The sequence below is a fragment of the Endozoicomonas numazuensis genome (assembly GCF_000722635.1).
Lineage (GTDB): Bacteria > Pseudomonadota > Gammaproteobacteria > Pseudomonadales > Endozoicomonadaceae > Endozoicomonas_A > Endozoicomonas_A numazuensis.
This window is the reverse complement of record NZ_JOKH01000002.1, coordinates 478,841-498,371: the sequence shown is the minus strand read 5'-3', so window position 1 is coordinate 498,371 and position 19,531 is coordinate 478,841. Positions and strand designations below refer to the sequence as shown.

Below are 19,531 nucleotides of genomic sequence, written 5' to 3'. Positions count from 1 at the left end.
ATAAGTATCTATCCAGTGATACTCCCTCAGTTCAGGTTTTCTCTGGGTGGACTTTTTGAGCAGTGGATTTACAGCCTCTGCAGACCTGTTTACAGGGTCTGCCAGAGGCTGATAATAGCGTTAACCTTCTTTCTTCTCTTCGTTGCTGTCTTCGGTCTGATCGTTGTCTGACAGAATGTCAAAACGCTTGTTTTCTTCTGAGGAAGAAGTGTCTTCATCAGTACTATTCTCGTCTTCGTTATCAGCCAGCAGGCCGTGAAGGTCCAGTACCATCTCGCTTTTATGAGTATCTTCCTGCTGTTCTTGCTCTTCATCAGCAAAACCAGTCAGGGTGGCAGCGGCCAGAGGTAGAACCAGGGCCAGGGCAGTCAGTTTTTGTTTGATCATAGTGATAGCCTCATGTTTGTTTCGTTGTTATGTCAGGGGGTTGGACTTCACATTGCTTAAAATGTTCCCTTAATGAGCTGCAAACCATGGTTGTTGGAGCGTGTAGTTAAAGCACACAGGCGCTTTTCTTCGTATTTCGACTCATTATTTGGGGAACCATTCAGGGCTAAAGGAGGTCAGAGGGTCAGGATCGTATTTAATTTTGACTTTAGTTCAGCTTAAGAAAGGAGGGCCGTCTATGGAAGGGCTTGGAAATTTTGGTGGTGTGAGGCCGAAAGCCTGGGACATTCTGAGTAAAGAGTACCCTGTGAGAAAACCCTCATCCACTTCGAAAGGGGTTGAATCGTCATTCAAGGGGCTGAAAGTCAGAAAAGAATCCAGTCCTTCTGAGAGGGTGCTGGTGCCTTGCAGTGTAGGCCCCAAAAGGAGTCTCAGGCAGTCTGTCATCGAAAAAACAGGTCAAACCCCTACAGTGTCTGAAGCTCGCTCCCTGGGTCATCAGGCGGGCAGCTATGTTCCTGACGCTTTTGATCCTGTGTACCGACAGTCCTGGGATGACTGTAAGTTTCGCTACAAACTCCCTGAAGTGCCTCAGCCTGATTCTGCCAGAGAAATCTATGAGAGTAATGAACTCTCCCTGAGCGACAGAGATCACCTTATTGAACTTCAGGAAGCCTGTAAAACCGGTGTTGACTCACTTAAAGAAGTCATTTCTGGTGAAAGTCAACTCTATGAGTGGTTGATTTTCAAGGCCAGAGACATCGAGAAGATGTTCACTGGGGGAAAAAATATTAAAAAAGCAGAAAAATGGGCCAGTACTCTTGATGCCGCTTGTCAAGGCAGCCCTTTTGACTGGAGAAAGCTGCCACTGGCGGTAAATTATGCATTTTGCAGTGAAAGTAAATGTAAAACACTGTTTCCTGGTGATCGACTGGAGAAGAATCGGCTAAGGAAAGAACCTGTGATCATGTTTTTTCCTCCCTGGGTGGAGAAAAGCTTCAGGGATATGCCCTTGAGTACCATTTATAGCCGTTACTGGTCAATCAGAAACAGTCTCGGTCACAAGGACGAATCATTCCAGTTTACCGACCGTGACTTTGTTAAAAGCTATCCGAGCCTGCACAGCTGGTTTGTCGCATTTCAGAATGCTTCGCCAAAAGAGCTGGAGAAACAAGGGTTCTCTGAACTGGAGGTCGAGGCTTTTAAATACCTTCTGGATCAGACCGATGCTGGGGTTAATGTGGTAAAAGGCAAACCTCAGTGGCATTGGCAGGATGTTGTGTCAGCCAAGGGTGAAGGCCCGCACCAGGTATCCGGCGAGATCACTTCTTTTATTCAATCGCAGGACCATCTTGCCGACCTTGAGAAGCCTGCACCCTCCAGGCCAGTTGAGCCCTTGTCCGACAGCGATAGTGATTCTTCGACTAAAAAAGCCAGAAGAGCCCAATCCAAGAAGATCAGTGTCGACCCTCTTTCAGCCGATCTCGGAGAGCATGTTCATGTGGGCCTGCCGGAAAGACGAAAGAGAACGTTTGTGGAACGAGAAGGGGTAATGGACTGGGACGCGGTCACGAAATCCATGATTACATCCGATTATTCAGAGCCCGTTAAAAAGTGCAAACTAACAGTGACATCATCTGAACCGGTTGATGTGGAGGTTGATGTGGAGGTTGATCTGAAAGAAGAGGGTATGCCGTTGATGGTTGTCCTTGATCTGTCAGAGGAAATGCTCGCAAAAATTCCACCGGGTAAGGGCCTTGAAAGTGATGATGAAATGGAAGTGGAAGCTTTTAAATCCACGTCGTTTCCGAAAGTTCTGACGCCCACTGGAGGGATCTGGCTACCTTATTTGGAAGAGCGGGGAGAAGGTTGGAGTGTTGACAGTGATGGTGAAGATTCACTGCTGGGTGATAAAGACTCCGAATCCGGTTTCCTGGCCGATGATAAAGCCGGTTCTGTCCATACCCGGTCAGCGTCGGAAGAGAGAACGGATGAGGTGAGAGCCAGTGCGACACCGGAACCTGTAGCAAAGCCGGACCTTAATACAGAAAAAATGGAAACTGAAGTGGAATCAGTATTGATGCCTCTGATTGATGAAGTGGATCACTACCCGAGATCATCCGCTACCGTGACGGGTGCGGATCTTCTCAAGGATCTTCCAGGAAGGGATGAGATCAGAGTGTCATTGGAATGTGTTCAACTCACTAAATCTTACGCTGGTAAAGTGGACTTCTTTGAACTGAATAAAGGGGAAGATATTGAACTGCTGGAACCCGTTGATTCTCTGACAAACTGGGTCATAGGGCTGGAAAGCAAGCTGACTTCCAAGTTGGAGCAGAAAACTATTCTGGAGAATTCTATCGATATCGCTAAAAAAGAGGTTGCGGCCAGTAAAGACCTGAGTGTTGTTAGAATGACATCGTCCAGATTGAGGAAGAAGGAGCAGAAACTTGAATCCATGATTTCGAAGAATGATCAATTGATGAAGTCTCACATGGAGGCTTTCACAGTCATCATTAACGGTCTTCGGACGCGTCTGGAGAAGGTTGAAGACTTTGTGGCTGAAAAAGTGAAAAAGTATTTTGCCGATGAAGTGGTACCTGCCAATCTCAAAGAAGAGTTGTCTGGCTTGTTGGCTAGCATTGACTCAGCTTATGAAGTGCTGGGTGATTTTGAGGCTAAACTGGAGACTATGCAGCAGTTTGAGGATTACCCGGCGAGAGTCGCCGCCTGTCAAGCACTGAAAGAAATCGATTTCTCAGCTTTAAAAGACTTTGTCTGATTGCCTGTGTTTTGTATTGGCCAGCCCCGGTTCTCGGAGGCTGGCTTTTCTTTTTCTATGATTCCAAGACTTAATCTGATCAGGTACAATGACCGGCTGTTTTTATTGTGGAAATAGTCCCTTCCTCTCATTGCTCAAAGAAAACCATTCGATTCTGTTCCTGACTCAGGCGCAGTCGCTTTATTGATGGTAGCCAGGGCAGTTGGAGTCGTATTTCCCGATTTTTCATCGATCACTGAACGATACTGAGCGACAAGACATGCTTGAAGTAAACCCTATCAAGGAGCGTATTAAAGATCTTACGGCGCGTACTGACGTGCTTAGGGGGTATCTTTGACTACGCTCACAAAAGTGAGCGTCTGCAGGAAGTAGAGCGAGAGCTTGAAGATCCGAATGTCTGGAATGAGCCAGAGCGCGCCCAGGCTCTGGGTAAAGAACGCTCTATTCTGGAAGGCATTGTTTCAACCATCGACCAAATGACATCTGGCTTGCAAGACTCCAGCGAACTGTTGGAAATGTCTGTCGAAGAACAGGATGAAGAGGGTGTAGATGGTGTTGTAGAAGAACTTGACCAGCTGAGTGAAAAGCTGGAAGAGTTGGAATTTCGTCGCATGTTCTCCGGCGAAATGGATGCCAACAATGCTTACCTGGATATCCAGTCTGGCTCGGGTGGTACTGAGGCTCAGGACTGGGCCAATATGTTGTTGCGGATGTACCTGCGGTGGGGTGAACAAAAAGGCTTCAAAACTGAGATTATTGAAGTCTCTGCGGGTGAAGTGGCGGGTATTAAATCGGCTACGGTGCAGTTTTCTGGCGAATATGCTTTTGGCTGGTTGAGAACAGAAACAGGCGTACATCGTCTGGTACGGAAGTCTCCATTTGATTCCGGTAACCGCCGTCATACGTCGTTCTCTTCGGTGTTTGTGTCCCCTGAGATTGACGACAATGTCGAGATTGAGATTAATCCGGCCGATCTGCGAATTGATACTTACCGTTCCAGCGGTGCGGGTGGTCAGCACGTAAACACCACCGACTCTGCGGTTCGTATTACCCACGAACCTTCCGGTATCGTTGTGCAGTGTCAGAACCAGCGTTCTCAGCATCAGAACAAGGACAAGGCCATGCAGCAGTTGAAAGCCAAGCTGTATGAGCTGGAGATGCAGAAACGTACCGCTGATGCTCAGGCTCTGGAAGATTCCAAATCCGATATTGGCTGGGGCAGCCAGATTCGTTCCTACGTACTGGATGATTCCCGGATCAAGGATCTCAGAACCAGCGTAGAAACCCGCAATACCCAGGCTGTTCTGGACGGTGACCTCGATAAGTTTATCGAGGCCAGTCTTAAGAAAGGCCTTTGAAGGTCAGCCGTTAGCATTAGCAGAAAACAGTTTACAGAGAGGAGTTGGTAGTCAAGCGTTTACAGAGCGTATCACTCTTTACTGAAAACGGTTAACTCCCAGCCCCCAAAGGGGCGAACTGGAGAAAATATGTCTGAAGAACAGATCTTAGATGCTCAGGAAGAGAACCGGCTGGTAGCTCTTCGTCGTGAAAAGCTCAGTGCCATTCGTTCCGAGCGAGTCGCTTTTCCAAACACGTTTCGTCGAGACGCTCTGGCTGCTGATTTGCAAAAAGAGTACGCCCAGTCGAGCAAGGAAGCGTTGCTGGAAGCGGGCAAGAAGGTCAAGGTTGCTGGCCGCATCATGCTGAACCGTGGTGCGTTTATGGAAATCCAGGATATGTCGGGTCGTATCCAGGTTTATGTCAACCGCAAGGTACTGGATAAAGGCATTCTGAAAGAAGTCAAAACCTGGGACCTGGGTGACATTATTGGTGCCGAAGGCACCGTGCAGCGTTCTGGTAAGGGCGATCTCTATGTGGATATGGAGCAGGTTGAGCTGTTGACCAAGTCTCTGCGCCCACTGCCCGAAAAACACAAGGGACTGACCGATACCGAAATGCGTTATCGTCAGCGCTATGTGGATCTGATTACCCGTGAAGAGTCTCGTGATGCTTTTCGTATTCGTTCCCGCATTGTTCAAGTGATTCGTGACTACTTCCATGAGCAGGATTATATGGAAGTGGAAACCCCAATGCTGCAGGTGATTCCGGGTGGTGCTACTGCACGGCCTTTTGTCACTCACCATAATGCGTTGGATATTGATATGTATCTTCGTATTGCTCCAGAACTCTATTTGAAGCGTTTGGTCGTGGGTGGCTTTGAACGGGTGTTCGAAATTAATCGGAACTTCCGTAACGAAGGACTGTCTACACGTCACAACCCTGAATTCACAATGATTGAGTTCTACCAGGCTTACGCAGATTACGTCGACATGATGAATCATACGGAAGCCCTGTTTAAGCGTCTTGCTAAAGACGTGACAGGCGGAACCACGGTGACTTATCAGGGTAACGAGATCGATTTCGGCAAGCCTTTTGTGCGTATGTCTGTTTTCGATTCTATACTGCACTTCAATCCGGATCTTGAGGCTGCTGATATCGACAACATCGATTCAGCCACCCAGGTTGCGGAAAAGCTGGGTATCGAGGTCAAGGGTACCTGGGGTCTGGGCAAGGTTCAGATCGAGATATTTGAGGAGACTGTTGAGCATCGTCTGATGGATCCGACCTTCATTACCGAATACCCAACAGAGGTTTCGCCTCTGGCTCGTCGTAATGATGACAATCCATTTACTTCCGACCGCTTCGAATTCTTCGTGGGCGGCCGTGAAATTGCCAACGGTTTCTCCGAGTTGAACGATGCTGAAGACCAGGCTGAGCGTTTTCGTCAGCAAGTCGCCGAAAAAGACGCTGGTGATGATGAAGCCATGCATTACGATGCAGACTACATCAACGCTCTGGAGTACGGTTTGCCGCCAACAGCGGGCGAAGGTATTGGTATAGACCGTCTGGTCATGCTGTTTACTGATGCACCTTCTATCCGTGATGTACTGTTGTTCCCGCACATGCGACCACAGCAGTAATCCCGGTTGGATCTTCCGGCAGTCAGTCTATCTGTCTGCCGGTCTTGCAGCTCAGCCTTTAGCGGCCATTGACCAAGCTTGAACGGTGACTCATAAAAGTCAGTTTTTCAGGCTGAAGTACAAGAAGATTGGCGTAAATGGAATTCGTCTTTTACTTTTAGAGATTGTTTCAAGCGTCATAAGACTAACAGGCAACTGCAAGGCATCCCCTCATGGAAGCAACGTACAGCGAAGAAAGAAACCGCGTCCTAACGCAGATGGCCCAGAATGAAGGAGCAGCTCTCGGAAGTGGTACTCTGAAATATCAGGGGCGAAAAACCAGCCGGGCCAATAGTGAGCAACGCCGTAGAACCATTCTGGAAGCAGCACTGCGTATTGTAGTAAGAGACGGCGTTCGAGGTGTCAGACACCGCGCTGTAGCTAAAGAGGCTCAAGTCCCTCTCTCTGCAACTACCTATTACTTCAAAGATATTTCCGACCTGATCACTGATACTTTTACCCTGTTTGTGGAAATGGGGGCTGAAACCTTCAAGGCATTCTGGGAAGAGTCAGACGATCAGCTGCAAAAAGCACTTTCCTTACTGGATGGTTCCAGTGATTCCAGAGATCAGTTTGTGGACCAGATGCTGGAACTGGCTGTCAATTACGTCACCAATCAGCTCTCTGAACATCGTGATTACCTGATTGCAGAGCGAGCCTTCCAGCTGGAATGCCTGAGAAATGAAAATCTCCGGCCTATCGCTTTTAATCATCAGACTTACCTTCTGAATAGCCTGGTTTCCCTTTTTAAGCGTATTGGTTCATCCCAGTCAGAAACAGATGCTCAGCTTTTTGCTGCTGTCATTATGCAGGCAGAGTATGAAGGGCTGGTGCAGGAAGGTGGACTGGACATAGCACCCATTCGAGAAAGACTGCGTCGTCAGATTGTGTTTATGTTCAAGCGTTGACTGTAGGCCGAGCTTCGGCAGTCGTTCAATCAAAAAAAATACCGTACATCTTTTTCGAGAGTACGGTTTTTTTTTTGTTTAAACTCAATCAACAGTTCTATGTTCTCATTGTTTTTTTCGAATTAACTCGAAAAACATTTTTTAATTAGCCTGATATCAATAGATTGTTTCTCGATTACAAATCTTTCTAGTATTTTTTCAGGGAGGAGGTATATAAAAATAATGAAGCTATGTAGTATTTACGAGCCTATCATATTGTATTTTTGTGCCTGCCAAAATCGGCCAAATTCAGGGGCAAAGTGGCCAATATAAATTTTCCAGCTGTTCTTGAAAGACGATTTTAGTAACTATACGCTTCAACAGTAGCGCTATCTGTTTAACCTCATAAATTACAGTTACCTAAATTGTTACCTCCGGCTATTAATGACCCCAAATCACCGGTTTGAAATGACCTCTCGATTAACCACTTCATGGCCGATTCCCATAGTGTTACCAGTACTCAGGGAAAAGAGCCATGATCAACCGAGAGGACTACCTTATGATAAAGCAAGCCAGAGAAAAAGGCTGCTATCTTGAGGACATTGCCTGCCAGAGAGGTTGCTCTGTCAGTACAGTCAAACGAGCCCTGAAGCGACAGGGACCAACACCCAGGCGCAAATCAGGGGTTCGCCCCAGTAAACTCGATAATTTCAAGCCCATCATTGATGCCTTGCTGGCTGAGAATGTCTGGAATGCCGAGGTCATATTTGCCGAGATCAAAGAACAGGGATATGCCGGTGGCATATGCTGGGCTTTCACCCCTTTATGGTGTTCCTGGCAGAAGCACTGGTTCAGTTTTATCAGACAGCGTTGCATACTGAGCTGGTGAAAAAACTGCCCAGGCCTGTTGAGGCTGTGATGAATACACCTTCGCACCATCGTGTACACCATACGACCAATTCCAAATATATTGATAAAAACTATGCCGGTATTTTTATCATCTGGGACAAGATGTTCGGTACCTTTGCAGAAGAAGATGAAAAGGTTCGGTTTGGTGTTTATCCACGAATCAACAGCGTCAATCCAGTGAAAGTTTTCTTCCATGGCTTTGTTAAGCTGGGTTCTCAGATTTGGAATGCACCGTCCTGGTCTTATCGCTTCAAGCTGCTGGTCAAACCACCGATCTGGGCCTTGGAACAGGAGCAGAAAGCCAAAGCAGAAATGGCTTCAAAACAACCTGCCTGATCACCAAAACGGGTAAGATCACTTGCTCTCTCGAGGGCTTCAAGTGAGCTTAACAAGAGAAAACGCAGCCCCAACCCTTCAATCAGGTTTGGGGTTTTTTCTGTCTGGATCTTCCCATCCTCATCTTCCCGGAAGCCTCATCCAGCCTCGTTCTACGCCATTTTAGTGTGTAGTCAGCAGCTGTCATGAATCATCCTTAACTTCTTATCGTGACATAAAATTGTAAGCTGAAACGGTTGATTAATGTAATCACATTATATTAGCATCTGTAGATAATGCGGTTACATTAATGGGCGAGATGGTTTGTCCTGTGATCTGCAGCACTGCGTTGAATAATAAGAATCTCCCAGCTGTCGTTTCAGTTCTGAATCAGAGGTCTGGGAACAAGAAAAAGTGGAACTTATGCAGTATATCTTTGAAAGCGGACATCCCGGGACTTCCTCTCGAAAGCAGGGAAAAGCTTCGTTATTGGCTCTCTTGGCAATAACAACAGCGCTCTCTGGCTCTGTTTCTGCCAGTCAGCTGCAGTCAGATTCTCTTCCGGGTGTACCCGGTTATCAGGAGGATAATCCTTATCTGGAAAACTCCCCCTATCCGACTATACATGGTGATAGTCGTGTATCGGATTATGTGGAGGATCAGGCGCCGGTGAAGATCGAGAAAGCCTGGACCGTCTTGCCCAATGAGGTTTTTGTCCAACCCTGTTCATCTGGAGCCAATGGCCAGCTGTATTGCACCATGTCCAGGGGAGGAGAGTCAGGTATTTGTAACCTGGTGGCACTGGATCTGAAAACCGGAAAAGAACTCTGGCGTGATGTAGACCCGGTCACCAGGAAGTGCATTCTTGATGAAGGCTCGACTCTGAACAATCCCTATATCGATAAGGAAGGTCGTCTGTATACCGCAGATACCCAGAAAATTGTTTCCTTCGATGCCAAGGGCAATGTGCTCTGGACCAACGATTATCCATCAAAAATTGTTTCTAAGAAGGGCTATCCCAATGTGCCCTTTGGACTGAATACACTCCCCAGTGGTGAGCTGGTAACCGCCACAGTGGGTGATGGTGTTGTGCTGGTAGTGGACAGGATGAGTGGTAAAACACTGGCAGCTCTGGACTTGCCCAGCGAAAAAACCGACACCAGTGGTCCGGTTCCCGAGAAGTATTTGCAAACCAAAGCGGACAAGCTGGCCAAAGAGCTCTGGTGGAAAGTTGGGTTAGGCGACAGTGGTTATGAAATTGATAACAACACGGCTGTGGATCCCAAAACCGGAACCATCCTGATTTCCGGTGGAGCACCTGAAGGTGATTCTGAGCATCAGGGGGCGCTCTGGGGACTGCAATACAAGAACGGCAATCTGCGGGTGCTCTTCCATGTTCCCATGGCGGGAAAAGGGGGGATTGCTACCAGCCCGGCGATTACCAAGGACGGCAACTATGTACTGATCGGCAATGATGCTGAACAGTTGGTGGCTGTTGATCTGCCCGCTTGTCTTGCGCTATCAGCCAAAACGATTGATGGCGGTCGTATCGGTGCAGCCTGTGAGATTTATGGTGCGTCGGAACCTGTTGGTTTTGTTATCGCCTCTTCACCCACCGTGGCTCCCGATAACAGGGCTTATATCTCACTAGGTCTGAAAGGTTTGGGCTCTTTCCAGATTTCCGGTGGTAATGGCAAGCCTGTAAAGGTTGAGAAAGTCTGGGAGTCAAAACTGGCAAAAGGGCGCGTCCCCGTCTCGGTAATCACCGGCTTTGATAACGTCATATATTTCAGCGACAGAAACTTCATGGACTCTACTCATGCAGTCGTCGGCGTTGATCCAAAAGACGGTTCAGTTCTGTCAACGACCCCTGCGGGTGACGCCATGAATATCACTATGGCTATCGATCCAGATAGCAAAGAGCGCATCTTGATTGCCAATATTGGCAATCTTTCCGATGAGGTGGGTGCTCACCAATATGGGACACCGCTGCTAGACAGTCCAGCCGGGGTGACCACATTTAAGGCTATTGAATAACGCCCTGAGTAACCTTCATTTCTTCCGGTTCAACTTCCTTTTGTGCAGCTTGCATGTGTGAGCTGCCAGAATTGAACAGCTTTTTCATTCGTCAGATTGCCTGGTGCAATAATGAAAGGCCTCAACATGAAAACAATAAAAACAGTGGATTCAAATACAATTTGCTTTCCTGCTGATCGTAATGAAACATCGAAAAACAGATTTCTCATTAACCCCAGTTTTCTGGCAACTGTGATCTCTGTCGTTTTTCTATCAGGATGTAGCACGTCATCTACTGCAAAAGATCTGGTTCAGTCCAGGGAAGGTGTAGAGAGTAAACCCAATGTCCTTCTGATCACTGTGGATGGGTTGGGTAATGCTGATATCAGTGCCAGGGGGGCTCCTTTTAAAACACCCAATATCGACAAGCTGGTGTCCAGTGGTGTGATTCTGAATCGTTTTTACGGTGCTTCTCAATCCAGTGGCACACTGGCTGCACTGATGACAGCACGAGATCCCCATGAGCTGGGAGTCAGTTACGCTGAGTTTTATCCCTGGTCACCCGGAGCTTTGGCTCCCAGTGAGTTCTTGCTATCTGAATCTCTCAAATCGGCAGGCTATCAGACGGCTCTGGTCGGTAAGTGGCATCTGGGATCTCAAGCTCAACGACATCATCCCAATAGTCGAGGTTTTGATTACTTTTTTGGTCATTTGAATGGTCAGGTTGATTACTTTAAACACACTTCTGCAAGAGGCATTGATTTGCAGGAAAACGGTCGTTCATTGGGCAATGCTTACGACAATGTTTTTGGCCCTGATCTCATCAGTGCTGCTTCCGAGAACTGGCTGAATCAGTTATCCAGTAAAAACTCAGCTCCTTTCTTTCTGCAGGTCTCATTCAAGGCACCAAGGGCTCCACTTCAGGCACCAGAGAAGCGGGTGAAAAAAGTTCAGGCAGAAAGTCCGAAGCTTTCCCGTGAAAGAATGATTTATGCAGCCATGGTAAAAGCGGTTGATGAGGGCGTAGGCCAGATCATTTCTACCCTGGATAGTCAGAAGAAACTGGAAAACACACTCATTGTTTTTTTAAGCACTTCAGGCGCTGACCTGAACAATGGCGCCAGTAATGGGGTTCTAAAAGGTGGAAAGCTTTCGGGTTATGAAGGTGGCGTTCGTAATCTTGCGATTATTTCAGGACTTGGCCTTCCCAGAGGTGTCAGCAGTGAACAGGTGATTTCTGCTGTAGATCTTTATCCCACCATTAATGAAGCCACAGGTACCCGAAATGGTGCACCAGAAATGAAGGCCAAACTGCAGGATGGCGTGAGTTTATGGGCAAGTTTGTCGCAGGGGAATGTTACACCTCATTCAGAAATCTACATTGCTGCTGATGGAGAAAAAGGGATCGGTAATGATTTCAATTTCTCCATCATCAAAGATGACTACAAAGTTGTAAGACATGTGACTCGCAGTTATCAGGGCATTGAGATCAAAAACGAACTGTTTTATCTGGCCTCTGATCCGGGAGAGACCCGTGATCTTTCTCAGGAGCAGCCAAAGGTGCTGGAGTCGTTATTGTCAGGTTTTGTCGATTGGCGAAAGAAGCACATGTGGACTGGAAATCATTACGAACCTGTTCCCATACCGGGTTGGGTAGCACCCACAGATTGGGCTTTGAGAATGCAACAGCGTGAGAAGACCGTTTCCGGAGAATTCGGTGACAACGTCTTTGGCTTTATTGGTGGTAACTCACTCACCAGCCTGGATCGGATGATTTATAAGAAAACAGAAATGGGCACCATCATTTACGAGTGATGGCATTTCGAAAAACAGCCATGAGCGGGAAATGCAGTTCACCCTGAATCAGGAAAATGGCTACAGAGCCCGAAAGAGCAGCATTTTCAATAAAAAGAATAATAAGAGAAGTAGTCCTCTATGAAAACAGTCAGAAATCTTTGTCGAAGTTTGATTTTTTGTGCCACGGCCAGTGCTCTGGCCCAGGCAGCTTTAGCGGAACAGCCCAATGTCATGTTGATTCTTGCAGATGATATGGGTTGGCAGGATGCTTCATTTCGTGGGGCAGAGTTTGATACTCCTTCACTGGATAAAATTGCTGCAGAAGGTGTTGAGCTGAGGCGTTTATATGTTAACCCAAAATGTTCTCCTACCCGGGGAGCCCTCTTGACGGGGCGTGATCCGATTCGATTTGGAATGGGCTATGCGACGGTCTATCCCTGGGTTGAAGGGGGGATTCCGAAAGGAGAAAAACTCATAGGCGAATACTTTCAGGAGGCTGGCTATAACACAGCGGCTTTTGGAAAGTGGAATGTTGGCCATACCTTCAATTATCAGCATCCGAACCAGCGAGGCTTTGATTACTTTTTTGGTCATCTCAATACCAATGGTGATTACTTCGATCACACTGTCAATGAAGTGGGAGGGTTTGATCTCCAGAGAAACGGAACGTCAGTAGATCGCAAGAAGTACGTCGATCGTTCAGACATCGAAAAGTATGGCCCGTTTGTTCTGGCTAATGATGCTAACCAATGGCTGGATGACTGGGCCAGAAGGCAAAAAGACGGAATTGCGAAAAACGACGCCCCCTTTATGATGTATGTCCCATTCAAGGCGCCACACTCACCTTTGCAGGCTCCCCAGAGTCTGATCGACGAGGCAGAGGCCAGTCAGCCCGGCGAAATCAGGAATCCCAAGCGAAAAATATTTGCGGGGATGATGCTGGGCATGGATAAAGCCATTGGTCGGATGATGGATAAGCTGGATGAACTGGGTGTTGCTGATAATACGATCGTAATGTTTCTCAGTGACAACGGTGGCACCGGAACCTATCAGGGCGGTGGCCTGAATACGCCTTTGAAGGGGTACAAGCAACAGATCTATGAAGGAGGCATTCGCGTCGTCGGCATGATTCGTTACCTCGGTTCTGACTCGAAAAATCCGGTCATTAAACCTGGTAGTGTCTCAGAGCAGTTTATAACCGGTTGGGATGTACTGCCGACTCTGGCAGATGCGGCTGGTGTAAATTTTTCATCGACACCCGAGGGAAGGCCGCTGGATGGAACCAGTTATTGGCCGCAGCTGGTCAATAACAAACCGGAGTCCTACAGAGGAGACATCTATTTCGCCACACAGGCGACAGCCGTTAATGAATTCGCCTTCACCGCCATTCGTGGAAACATGAAGCTGGTGCAGCTGGTGGATATGCAGATGGAGTCGGTGAACGTTAAAAATGAGTTATACGACATTATCGCTGATCCCAATGAGACAGAGAATTTGTCTGCTGACCCGAAACATGCAAAATTGCTGGCTGATCTGGTCAGCAGTGTGGAAACCTGGCGTAATGAGCGCGAACCCTTTGTACAAAGTCGTATCAAAGTGGTTCCTCATCCTGGTTGGGTAGCCCCTGCCGATTGGGCCGAATTTATCAAGGAGAACAGTGCTTCCGGTGTGCTGCAGAAATACGATCAGGAAAACCTGTGGGGTGAGGTTAACGTGATTGATTCCGCCGATGAACTGAGAAAACGGGATGAGCAATTTCAAAAAGCTCATCAGGGGCGTCTGATTGTCCAGTAAATGGTCGGTTTACGGTCTCGTTAGTCTGATGGAGTTATCAGACTAACGAGACTGCCACCTGTATTCGGTGAGTACAGTATCAATTGAGCGGCTGTTCTATCACATGCGTAATTGAGTTGATGAGCAGCTTTTTAAACGATTGTCGCTGACTGGCATCGAAAGAGGGCTCTTGCTTTATCTTCAAGCTGTAGTCCGCCAGGTAGTGAAGTAATGTACTTCTCATCATTAACTTTCTAAGCTCCTGCTCTTGTTCTGGCAAGTGCTCAAGATGGACAGAAATCATTTTCGATAACTTAGACAAAACTCTGGATTGACGAGCGTTCTTTTCCAGAGTTGGGTTTACCTGATGGTAGCGAATGCGGGAAATAAACAGCAGGTAGTTCATTCCGCCATCGGGGTTATCTATTTCTTCAATCATGGGAGTTGCCAGTACTTCAATAATGTCTGACAAATCAGGGTTGTCGTTTAGCTGGTCAAACAGCTCCTCCCGTCGTTGTTCAATCCCGGGTTTGTGTTTGTCATATATGGCTTGTACCAGACCTTCCTTGTTACCAAAGTGGTACTGGAGGGCAGAAGCATTTTTCTGTTTAGATTCTCGTACAATTTCATTGAGCGATACGGAATCAATGCCTCGTTCAGCCATTAATCTTTCTGCGGTATCGAGAATAATCTCCCGTGTACCTTTACTGCTCTGGGTTGTCTTTAAAGACTCTGCGGCTGACATGAGTGTCCTTAACACTGACTTGACTAGAAGCGGGATCATACCATTGGCTGCATTCGCTAGCCCGAAAATTTCATAAAGTGTTGAGCTGGCGAGAAGCCAGCGAGCGATGTTTGTTGCTTTTCGCACACATCAGAAAACGATTATTTCAGTATTTCCGCCGCTTTTAGTCTGATTGGAGCAGCTTTATGAATGTTCTGGATTTTAGGCCGACCTGTCCATTCTCGGTCAGGCTCCTAGATCCTCTCCAGTAATGATCTCAGGTAGGCTGAAATAACGGGGTCTTCGATCAGGAGAAAAAGAGTGCCGAGTTCATAGCTGGTCAAACCAGGGTTGGCTGTCTGGATGTAATGAAGGATGATCCGGTTGGTGGGTTATCCAGATAATATCCAGAAGTCGTTGTATAACGTCGTGCCTGCTTATGATTCTATGGCTGACATTTCGTAAAGTCCGGGGGGTGAAATTGAGTTTCATCAGTGCCCTGGCTTTTTCTTCGGGGGCATACCTGTTTTCAAAAAATGCTTCAAGAGGAGTCCCATGCCAGTGGGCTTCCAAGTCTTTATTGACGTCGCTTTGAAAACTGCGCCATTCCTATAAAGGGACTTTATACCCGTGATCATTGAAGATGGTTGATATTCAAGCTCTTTTTCTTCACTGTACGACCATGGCTGATTTTTACCTAACCCCCCGAACAGAAAGCAAGCTTAGAGTCACGACATGAAAGGACGCGTGATGGCCGGGTGCGTGACCGTATTAAAGCGGTACTACTGCGATCAGTGCGATCAGAAGGTTGGCCAATCCCATCCATTGCACAGGCATTGAGGAAAAGTGAATCGAGTATCAACCGTCATCTCGACGACTATCTTCAAAAGGAAAAGCTGAAGCCTGAAAATGGTGGCAGCGAAAGTCATTTGGATGAGGAGCAAACCCAGCAATTAATCGAGCATATCTCTGAACATACTTATGCTCATACCCATCAGATTGTCACTTACATTTCTGAGCGCTGGGACATCAAATACACCGTTTTCGAAAATAACGGGTTAGGACTTGTTCGCACCTTCTCTTGTGTATAATGACTCGATTATCATTCGATCCGTCATTTTAATGGTTGCTGAACCGGGGAAACTCTATGCGGGAAATCAAGCTGGAACCCTCATGGAAAACACATTTGCAGGGTGAGTTCGACAAGGAATATATGCAGGTTCTGTGCAGTTTCCTGATGAATGAAAAGGCTGCGGGTAAAACGATTTACCCTGAAGGCAGCGAATACTTTCGGGCGATGGATTTAACACCTTTTGAGCAGGTTAAAGTGGTGATTCTGGGGCAGGACCCTTATCACGGTCCGGGACAGGCTCATGGTCTCTGTTTCTCGGTGCGTCCGGATGTACGGATTCCTCCTTCTCTGGTCAACATGTACAAAGAGCTTCAAAGTGATCTGGGCATCCCTCCTGCCAGTCATGGTTGTCTTGAGCATTGGGCCAGGCAAGGTGTTTTGCTGCTTAACAGTGTTTTGACGGTAGAACACAAGCAGGCTGCTTCCCATCAAAAGCGAGGCTGGGAGCAGTTTACGGATAAAGTCATCGCAGAGTTGAATGCTAAAAGAGAAGGTGTGGTTTTTATTCTCTGGGGGAGTTATGCCCAGCGTAAGGGACAGTTTATAGATCGGTCAAAACACTTGGTTTTGCAGGCTGTTCATCCTTCACCTCTGTCAGCGCACAGAGGCTTTTTTGGCAGCCGTCCTTTTTCGCAAACCAATGACTATCTGGTATCCAAAGGAGAGCAGCCTGTCGATTGGCAACTGCCAGCCGTTTAAAACTCAGGAATGAGGACTCTCAGAGTTTGAAGGTCCTCATTCTTTCATCAGATCGTCAGTTCGCCGGATATATTCTGTCCAACCATGACTCTGATTTCTTCCGGTGAGTGTCCTTTTGACAGCAAGTGATGAAGCTTACAGAACATGGCTTCAGTGGTTGTGTCCAGTCCCCCAATAACACCGGCTTCAGACAGTGCTGAGCCTGCCGCATAACTTCCCTGATGCACTGTGCCTCTGTGGCACTGAGTCAGATTGACAATGATTTTGCCATCATCAGTTGCCTTTTTCAGGGCATCCAGCAATGCCTGATCGCCATCGGGGCCATTACCTGTACCGTATGTCCTCATAATAAAAGCTTTAACGGGCTGATTAAGAGCCGCTTCAACCCACTGGGCTGTAATACCAGGAAACAGTTGCAGGATGCCAACTTGCGTATCTTCAGAACATTCCAGATGAAATTCAGGTTGGCTCTGAGGCTTTAATAGCAGGTAATCGCTGAGTTCAATATTAATGTCCGCTCTGCCTAACCATGGAAAGTTGGGAGAATCAAAGGCATCAAACAAGTAAGCGTTTTGTTTACGAGCGCGGTTCCCCCGCATTAAACGACCATTAAAGTACAGGCAGACTTCGTTAATACGATCATCAGTGGCGATGCTTAGTGCGCCAACAAAGTTTTCAAGACCATCACTGCGAGCTTCACACAAAGGTATCTGTGAACCGGTGAAAACAACCGGTTTGTTCAGATTACGGAGCATAAATGACATCATGGAGCTGGAAAAAGCCATGGTGTCTGTTCCGTGTAGAACAATAAAACCATCATAATCGTCGTAATGTTCAGCGATATCGGTCGCTATCTGCTTCCAATTTTCCGGTCGAATATTACTGGAATCGATCAATTCCTCGTATTCCACCAGGTCAAAATCGGGTAGACCCTGACGTACATGAGGAGGCAGTTTTTCATCCAGAAGCGCCTGCATATTACCAGAGGGAGCATAACCCGAGTCCGTGGGTTTCATGCCGATGGTGCCACCGGTATAAATAACGTAGATTTTTTTGGTCATATCAGCAACTCTATAGATGGCCTTCAAAAAAGCCAATATCTGTTGCGGATGATCATATCATGAAGTTCTTGCTCTAATGGGAGGGTAAAAGTTATTAAAGATTGAAGTATTCTATTAACAGTGGGTGACCATTAAAAACTTGAGGGCTGATCATAATACATATCAGTAATCCAAAACCAAGCCAGTACATAGGAAGCCGGAGCATGATTTTTATAGTGCTTAAGTGCCGACTTTCAAAACCTTCTAAAATAAGGTCTGCTGTTTCATTTTTCTTTGCCGATTTTCTCAGCTTTCGTACTTTTTCAAGATAGAATCGTTTCTGCTGCTCCACTGCCAGAATAACAATAATGACCGATAATAAGGCATTGAAGGCAGGTGTGTTAGTGCCAAGGCAGGCCAGTGCCAGAGTAAAAGACATTATGCCAATGACCGTATTGAGAAAGCTGAACCACTGTTCAAGCTCATCAATAATGGCATCCAGATCCAGTCCATTGATTGTGATCGTTTCTTCAGACACTTTCATTCCGTTTCAGCACCTCAATTCGTTTTTGGGTATCGGGTGACAGAGTAATATGAAGGTTTTCCATAAAAGACTGAATGGTCTTTTCTACCTCGGCTTCAACATTATGTTCATCATTCATCAGGCCTTGATCACAGCCTGGTCTGAAGTAAAAGGACAGCAGATGATCGTCAGAAAGGGGGGTATGGTATTCCTCGTACCAGCCTCTTTGCCCTCTATAAATTCTCTCTCTATAAAAGTAATGATGGTTCACACAGACTCGATCAAGGTCATCCACTGTTAGAGGTACTTTGAAATCAAATTTCTCTGCTGTTTTTTTGCATTGAGCCAGAATCCAGGCCTGACAATCTTTCGGGTCCAGCATGGACTGGATACTCCAGTTGTGAGGGGCACGACGCTGTATTGATATATATAAGTCGCAAACTCCTGCAACGCCTTCTCCCCAGATCAGGTGATCATAAAAGGACCAGAAGTTTTTAAATATATGTTTGGACAGGCCGTCGCCCTCATGCCATTCTTCGTAGTCTTCCTTATAAAGATCGACTTTCTCCGGCCAGTGCCGGTTGGCAAGGCCTGAACTTTTTGGTGGGTTTTTAAAGCGCACAACTGTTCCGGAAATGTCCAGGGTACGCCAGGGAGCCCGGTTAAAATCCGGGCCGCCGACCAGACGTTTTTTGGAGGCGAATAACCGTTTTAGCCATAACAACATCAGACATTCCCTCGTTTATAACCCACTAGTGCCAAAAAGCTTTGGGCTTGACTGCCATAGGTGCGTTCTACTTGGCTATTAAACCGGGCGGTACTCTTAAAGGGATGCATATGGGGGTTAAGGCCGGCATTGTCGAGCTTATTAGCTGTGATATTTCTCAATGAGCGAAGCTTGTGGGTAAAGGCATAAAGGCCATAGGCCGTTGAGGTCAGTCCTGCTGCCATTAACGTGTCAGAGCCCATCGAGCCTGTTATCAGGCTACCCGCCAGAAAACCGTTACTCAGAGCACCGGCCGAGCCACTGATGGCTTTGAACCGGTCGTCTCTGGCCTGGTCTTTCAATTCGCCCAGACGATCCTGATAGCCATCACCCAGGGATTCTATGGCCTGATACATGCGTTTCATGCCCCAAACCCGGTTGTTCAGAGCACTCCAGTCATGACCATTGTATTTGATGACATCGTTGTGAAACTGAATGCCATGCCCACGCATTTTCTGAATCACTGAACCCAGCTGTTGTTTAGGTAGGCCTGCAATCAACACTTGGTGTTTATCCAGTGTTTGACCGTTCAATCGATCCAGGGCTTTTTCAAACAGTGAAAGGCCGTCGCCGTGGATTACCCATTGGATTGTTTGGCCCTGGTTCTGAGCCTGCAGTAAGCCTCTGGCCAGTCGGTCGCAGGCAACAAAAATATTGGTGCGTTTTTGGGCGGGGGTTTTAAATCGTAAGCCGCGATACAGCAGAGGTTTAGGCTGGTAGAAGAAATCAAAGCCCTGAGCGTCGATATCGCCATAAGCTTT

The 19,531-nt window shown here is 47.1% G+C and carries 17 protein-coding genes; 11 read left to right on the top strand and 6 right to left on the bottom strand.

Going from position 1 to position 19,531, the window contains the following annotated elements; translation table 11 throughout:
• Positions 1–120: 120 nt before the first annotated feature.
• Positions 121–387, bottom strand: coding sequence for a hypothetical protein (locus GZ78_RS09525; RefSeq protein WP_034835029.1), 267 nt, complete (start codon positions 385–387; stop codon positions 121–123).
• A gap of 238 nt (positions 388–625) precedes the next feature.
• Between GZ78_RS09525 and GZ78_RS09520 the strand changes: the two genes are divergently transcribed.
• The 9 genes from GZ78_RS09520 to GZ78_RS09480 all read left to right on the top strand — a co-directional run bounded on the left by GZ78_RS09520 (position 626) and on the right by GZ78_RS09480 (position 13,907).
• The gene (locus tag GZ78_RS09520) at positions 626–3,169 is read left to right on the top strand and encodes a hypothetical protein (protein WP_034835027.1); all 2,544 of its coding nucleotides are present in this window, start codon (positions 626–628) and stop codon (positions 3,167–3,169) included.
• A gap of 259 nt (positions 3,170–3,428) precedes the next feature.
• Positions 3,429–4,527 (top strand): peptide chain release factor 2 gene (gene prfB, locus GZ78_RS09515; protein WP_152558643.1). Its coding sequence is split into 2 segments (ribosomal slippage): positions 3,429–3,503 and positions 3,505–4,527, totalling 1,098 coding nucleotides; the frame shifts between segments, so codons are not numbered across the junction.
• Positions 4,528–4,656: 129 nt separating this feature from the next.
• The gene (gene lysS, locus GZ78_RS09510) at positions 4,657–6,150 is read left to right on the top strand and encodes a lysine--tRNA ligase (protein WP_034835025.1); all 1,494 of its coding nucleotides are present in this window, start codon (positions 4,657–4,659) and stop codon (positions 6,148–6,150) included.
• 212 nt (positions 6,151–6,362) lie between these two features.
• Entirely contained in the window at positions 6,363–7,097 is a 735-nt protein-coding gene (locus GZ78_RS09505) for a TetR/AcrR family transcriptional regulator (RefSeq protein WP_051786005.1), read from the top strand.
• Positions 7,098–7,611: 514 nt separating this feature from the next.
• Positions 7,612–7,965: a hypothetical protein gene (locus GZ78_RS29415; RefSeq protein ID WP_161787355.1), complete on the top strand. Its 354-nt coding sequence runs from the start codon at positions 7,612–7,614 to the stop codon at positions 7,963–7,965.
• Positions 7,902–8,321, top strand: a complete 420-nt coding sequence (locus GZ78_RS09495; RefSeq protein ID WP_201772692.1) for a sterol desaturase family protein — start codon at positions 7,902–7,904, stop codon at positions 8,319–8,321. The genes GZ78_RS29415 and GZ78_RS09495 overlap by 64 nt, the downstream gene beginning before the upstream one ends.
• Positions 8,322–8,723: 402 nt before the next feature.
• A complete protein-coding gene (locus GZ78_RS09490) occupies positions 8,724–10,337 on the top strand; it encodes an outer membrane protein assembly factor BamB family protein (protein WP_034835012.1) in 1,614 nt (537 codons plus the stop codon).
• A 111-nt stretch (positions 10,338–10,448) separates the two neighbouring features.
• Positions 10,449–12,131, top strand: coding sequence for a sulfatase-like hydrolase/transferase (locus tag GZ78_RS09485; protein WP_034835009.1), 1,683 nt, complete (start codon positions 10,449–10,451; stop codon positions 12,129–12,131).
• 120 nt (positions 12,132–12,251) lie between these two features.
• Complete coding sequence (locus tag GZ78_RS09480; protein WP_051786003.1) at positions 12,252–13,907, top strand: sulfatase-like hydrolase/transferase; 1,656 nt, start codon at positions 12,252–12,254, stop codon at positions 13,905–13,907.
• Positions 13,908–13,986: 79 nt separating this feature from the next.
• Here the strand turns inward: GZ78_RS09480 and GZ78_RS27340 are convergent, their stop codons facing one another.
• The gene (locus tag GZ78_RS27340) at positions 13,987–14,631 is read right to left on the bottom strand and encodes a TetR/AcrR family transcriptional regulator (RefSeq protein WP_051786002.1); all 645 of its coding nucleotides are present in this window, start codon (positions 14,629–14,631) and stop codon (positions 13,987–13,989) included.
• A 737-nt stretch (positions 14,632–15,368) separates the two neighbouring features.
• Here GZ78_RS27340 and GZ78_RS09470 point away from each other — a divergent pair.
• Together GZ78_RS09470 and ung are read left to right on the top strand one after the other, a co-directional pair.
• Complete coding sequence (locus tag GZ78_RS09470) at positions 15,369–15,701, top strand: helix-turn-helix domain-containing protein (RefSeq protein WP_081869765.1); 333 nt, start codon at positions 15,369–15,371, stop codon at positions 15,699–15,701.
• 56 nt (positions 15,702–15,757) lie between these two features.
• A complete protein-coding gene (gene ung / locus GZ78_RS09465) occupies positions 15,758–16,441 on the top strand; it encodes a uracil-DNA glycosylase (RefSeq protein WP_034835007.1) in 684 nt (227 codons plus the stop codon).
• A gap of 47 nt (positions 16,442–16,488) precedes the next feature.
• Here the strand turns inward: ung and ansA are convergent, their stop codons facing one another.
• The 4 genes from ansA to GZ78_RS09445 form a co-directional block, all read right to left on the bottom strand.
• Entirely contained in the window at positions 16,489–17,502 is a 1,014-nt protein-coding gene (gene ansA, locus GZ78_RS09460; protein WP_034836278.1) for an asparaginase, read from the bottom strand.
• 94 nt (positions 17,503–17,596) lie between these two features.
• Positions 17,597–18,019, bottom strand: a complete 423-nt coding sequence (locus GZ78_RS09455; protein WP_152558641.1) for a hypothetical protein — start codon at positions 18,017–18,019, stop codon at positions 17,597–17,599.
• On the bottom strand, positions 18,012–18,731 hold the full coding sequence (locus tag GZ78_RS09450; protein WP_034835003.1) for a hypothetical protein: 720 nt from the start codon (positions 18,729–18,731) through the stop codon (positions 18,012–18,014). Before GZ78_RS09450 ends, GZ78_RS09455 begins: the two co-directional genes overlap by 8 nt.
• Positions 18,731–19,531 (bottom strand): hypothetical protein (locus GZ78_RS09445; protein WP_034835002.1); only part of this gene is annotated, 801 nt, incomplete at its 5' end. The genes GZ78_RS09450 and GZ78_RS09445, both read right to left, overlap by 1 nt.